3 protein-coding genes and 1 pseudogene are annotated in these 3,960 nt (G+C 68.7%); 2 read left to right on the forward strand and 2 right to left on the reverse strand.

Features of this window, described 5'->3' with window-relative positions; translation table 11 throughout:
• Positions 1–671: 671 nt before the first annotated feature.
• Positions 672–1,475 carry an MBL fold metallo-hydrolase gene (locus tag ACFU6I_RS48035; protein ID WP_384380776.1) on the reverse strand — a complete coding sequence of 268 codons (804 nt, stop codon included), beginning with the start codon at positions 1,473–1,475 and terminating at the stop codon, positions 672–674.
• A 225-nt stretch (positions 1,476–1,700) separates the two neighbouring features.
• Here ACFU6I_RS48035 and ACFU6I_RS48040 point away from each other — a divergent pair, with 225 nt between their 5' ends.
• Positions 1,701–1,940 (forward strand): Smr/MutS family protein, encoded by a 240-nt coding sequence (locus ACFU6I_RS48040; protein WP_345520041.1) that lies wholly within the window; start codon positions 1,701–1,703, stop codon positions 1,938–1,940.
• A gap of 206 nt (positions 1,941–2,146) precedes the next feature.
• Positions 2,147–3,364, forward strand: coding sequence for a PP2C family protein-serine/threonine phosphatase (locus ACFU6I_RS48045; protein WP_384380779.1), 1,218 nt, complete (start codon positions 2,147–2,149; stop codon positions 3,362–3,364).
• Positions 3,365–3,734: 370 nt separating this feature from the next.
• Here the strand turns inward: ACFU6I_RS48045 and ACFU6I_RS48050 are convergent.
• Positions 3,735–3,960 (reverse strand): annotated as a pseudogene (locus ACFU6I_RS48050) (hypothetical protein); the annotation flags it as partial.

A 3,960-nucleotide genomic window follows, 5' to 3' on the forward strand; every position in this document is an offset into this window, starting at 1 on the left:
GGCCTGCCCCCCGCCCAGTTCTTGGCGGGACCAGCGGTGAGGCAGGCCCACGAACGACAAGGAGTCCCATGTCGCCCGTGTTTGTCATTGTGGCCCTCGCGTTCGGAGCCTTGGCCTTGAGAGAGATCAGGAAGAGGAATGAGGACCTGGCCCCCGCTCTCTGTGCCGCCGTCGCTGTTGCGGTCTTGGCCTACGGAGTCCTCGGAGAGCTGTCTGGGACTCCTGGGGAACTGCCCACCCCAGGGACCGGATCCTCTTGGGGCCCGGGACGGTAGCGCGATGGAACGGCGGACGTCCATCGGACCGTTTCCGCCCCCCGGGCTGATTGGACGACGTTGGCGGCCGGGAGGGGTCTGGCCAAGATACGGGTCAAAGAGGCCATGAGTTGATCTTGGGGTCCCGTGCGCGGCCTACCCGGGATCCTCGGCTGCGTCGCCCTCGGCGAGGAAGCGGGAGACGGATGAGCAATAGTCGCTGAGTTCCCAGCCTCGCCCACGGCTGGTGCCTGATGAAGGAGGAGGGGCGGCGGGTTCCGCCGACTGCCCGGATCGCAGCGTTTCCCAAGAAGGCCGCTGACCAGGCCCGTTGACGGCAGGGGCGACCCAGGTACCGGGCTCTAGACGGCCGGGCGGCTGCGCGTGCTCGCGAAATGACCGGCCCCGCCGGGTGGGTCAGCGGGCGATGAACGGCTCGGTCAGGTGCGGTGTCGCGAGGTAGAGCGTGCCGGCGGCCCGGCTGCGAAGCACCTGTTCCCTTGAGGACCTTGCCTGCTCAACGTCCATCTCGTGGGCGTAGGTGAGTTCGGGGTGGAGCAGCTGGATCGCGTGCACGAGCAGGTCACCGGTGACGGCGACCAGGTCGCGCCCGGACTCGACGAGCACGCTCTGGTGCCCGGGTGTGTGCCCGGGCGTGGCGAAGACGCGCTCGCCGCCGCGCAGCGGGGAGTCGCCGTCGAGCAGCCGTAGCTGGTCGGTCTTCCGGAGCGGGTCGATCACAGCGGACCGCAGCTGCGGGTTGACCTCCTCGATAGCGTCAAGTTCGGCCTGCTGCAATAGGTATTCGGCGTTCGGGAAGAACGGCCGCGCCTGCTCGCCGCCGACGACGGCCCAGCCCACGTGGTCGGTGTGGAGGTGCGTGAGCACCACGGTGTCTACATCGGATGGCTCGATACCCGCGGCGGCCAGCGAGGCCGGGAGCGCCCCGGGCACGGGCGCCCATGAGGCCGCCGGGCTGTCGGCCGGGCCGATCCCCGCATCGACCAGCGTCACACCCCGGTCGCTGCGGATCGCGAACGCGCGGAACTGGAGCCGCCAGCGCCCGTTGGCGTCGAGCGCGCCGGGATCGAGCCGGTCGGCCGCCGCCCACTGCTCGGCGGTGGCATCGGGGAACGCCTCCGACCTGGGGGAGAAGAAGGGGCCCGCGCCGTCGGCGAGCGCGATGACGGTGTACGGGCCGACCTGGAGGGAAGGGGGCATCCCGCAGATAATGCCACCGGCGGGCGGCCCACGACCAGGCGGGTTGCCCTGGAGTTCACTCCGGGGCGTGGGCTGCGACGGTCAGTACCGATAGAGGGGCAGGCAGGGTCCGGTGATGTATCGGAACGGGGACCGGTGCCCGAACGGCGCCGCGCGTAGCCTTGCCCGACAAGCTGCGGCCTTTCGCGTGGCCGGAACACAACAGGAGGCTGCACGTTGCTCACCGTGGATCTGCACCCGATCTTCCGCAACAACCGGGACATCGAAATGGCCCTGCGCCAGGCCATGTTCAAGGCAGCGCGCAGCGGCGAGACCACGATGGAGATCATTCCGGGCAAGGGCTCGGGAAAACTGAAGAAACGCGTGCTCGCGTTCCTCAACCAGCCACACATCAAGAAGCTGTACGAACGCTTCGAGACAGACCCGACCAACGACGGCAGAGTCGTAGTCCACCTCAAGTCGTAAGACCGGGCCGCCCAACGGGAAGACGTCCTCACGCCCGAACGCCATACGCAGATCGCCCCCATCCGCGGTCTGTGGGGCAAGGGCAGGATCAGGTTCCGGTTCGCTGCCGCCGGCGCCAGTGCCCCCACTGGGCGGCCTCAGTCATGACGCCTGCTCGGGCTGACGTGAGAGAGGACGGGATCGGTGTGAAACTGGGCACGGAAGGGGTGATCCCTGTGTCAGACCCACCGCACGCGTCCTCCGGTCCCGATACCGCCGTCGACGAGAATCGGCTGGAAGAGCTGATCATCGAGGCGCAGACTGCCCTGCCAGTCGAACTGCCCGCCTTGGCGAACCGGTGCGCCTCCGCCCTGGGCCTGGACACCGCGTTGATCTACCTCGTCGACCTGCAACAACAGCTGCTCATCCCACTCGACGAGGCTTTGGAGCCGCTGCCGGTGGACCGCTCGTCGGCCGGCTGGGCGTACCGCACGGTCTCCCCGCGGGTGGCCGAGGCCGACGACGGCTTGATCCTCTGGATGCCTCTGGTCGATGGTGCGGAGCGGCTGGGCGTGCTGGCGGTGCGGACCGCCTCGCTCGACAAGGTGCGGATGCGCCGCAGCCGGATGCTGGCCCATCTGTTCGCCATGCTGATCACCTCCAAGCGCGCCTACAGCGACTGGCTCGCCGCCCGCACCCGCACTGCGACCATGCGGTTGCCCGCCGAGATGCTGCGGGCCTTCCTGCCACCCCGCACCATCGGCAGCAGCAGGTGCGTATCGACCGCGGTCCTGGAACCGGCGTACGACATCGCCGGCGACTCCTTCGACCACTCGGTGGTCAAGAACCTCCTGCACACCATGATCCTCGATGCCATGGGTCACGATCTGAACGCCGGCCTGACCACTTCGGTCGCCATGGCGGCGGCGCGCAACGCCCGCCGGGGCGGTGCCGACCTGGCCGACGTCGTCGGCTCCGTCGACCAGGCGCTCGCCCAGTGGCTGCCAGACTACTTCTGCACCGGCGTGCTGTGTCGGCTCGACGCCGAGACCGGGATGCTGCGCTGGGTCAATTGCGGTCACCACCCACCGCTGCTGATCCGTGGCGAGCGGGTGCTCGCCCGGGCGCTGGACAGCCCCCCACAGCCGCCGATCGGCCTGGCTGGTCCACTCGCCCCGGCAGCCCGGCAAGTCCACGAGGCGACCCTGGAACCGGGCGATAGCGTCCTGCTCTACACCGACGGTGTCGTGGAGGCTCGCGACGCGGACGGTGCGGAGTTCGGCCTTGACCGGTTCACTGACTTCATCATCCGCTCCTCCTCCGCCGGACAGCGCCCGGCCGAGGTACTGCGGCTGCTCATCCACGCCATCCTCGATTACCAGTGCAACCAACTGCGGGACGACGTGACCATCCTGCTCTTCGAATGGCGTCCGCAGCATCGGTGACGCGGAATTGCGCCAGAGCCTCGCTGTGCTCGTGCTCCGTCTTCGGCCGGGTCCAGGTTCACCCCGGCCCACGACGCTTGGTGAGCGGCGGCTGTCAAAGCCCACGGCGAACGGGACGGCACTCGCTCATCGAAGTCCTTCTTCTTGGCCGTCACCTGCCTCACGAACACCTGGTCACCGACCTCGCGGCGGCCTTGAAAACGGGCGCTCTAACCGCGGACGCGGTCGCGCTGGAGGCCCGCAAGGCTGCGAAAGAGGGGCTCTATGCCGATGGCGTAGGCGACGTACTCGGACAGGCTCTCGTAGGGCAGGCCGGCCTTCTCCACGATCCCGGCCAGCACTGCGGATGCCGATTAATCATCCGCCCTGCTCAGGCGGCATGTTGGTACTCGCGAAGGGTTCCGCCGAGTCGATCTCGTCGGCCGATCTCCAAGTGCTTGATCTGCCCTGGTTCGGCGGTCGTTGTGGGCGGCGGGCGGAGCGGAGCGGCTTGCCCGAGGGCCCGGCCGAGGTCGGCGGCGGCGACACCGATCTCGTACAGATGGGCGAGCATGGCATCGGGAAGAGAGGGGTCGTCGAGCCCCAGCAGTGGATTG

Source organism: Streptomyces sp. NPDC057486 (assembly GCF_042802415.1).
Taxonomy (GTDB): domain Bacteria; phylum Actinomycetota; class Actinomycetes; order Streptomycetales; family Streptomycetaceae; genus Streptomyces; species Streptomyces yanii.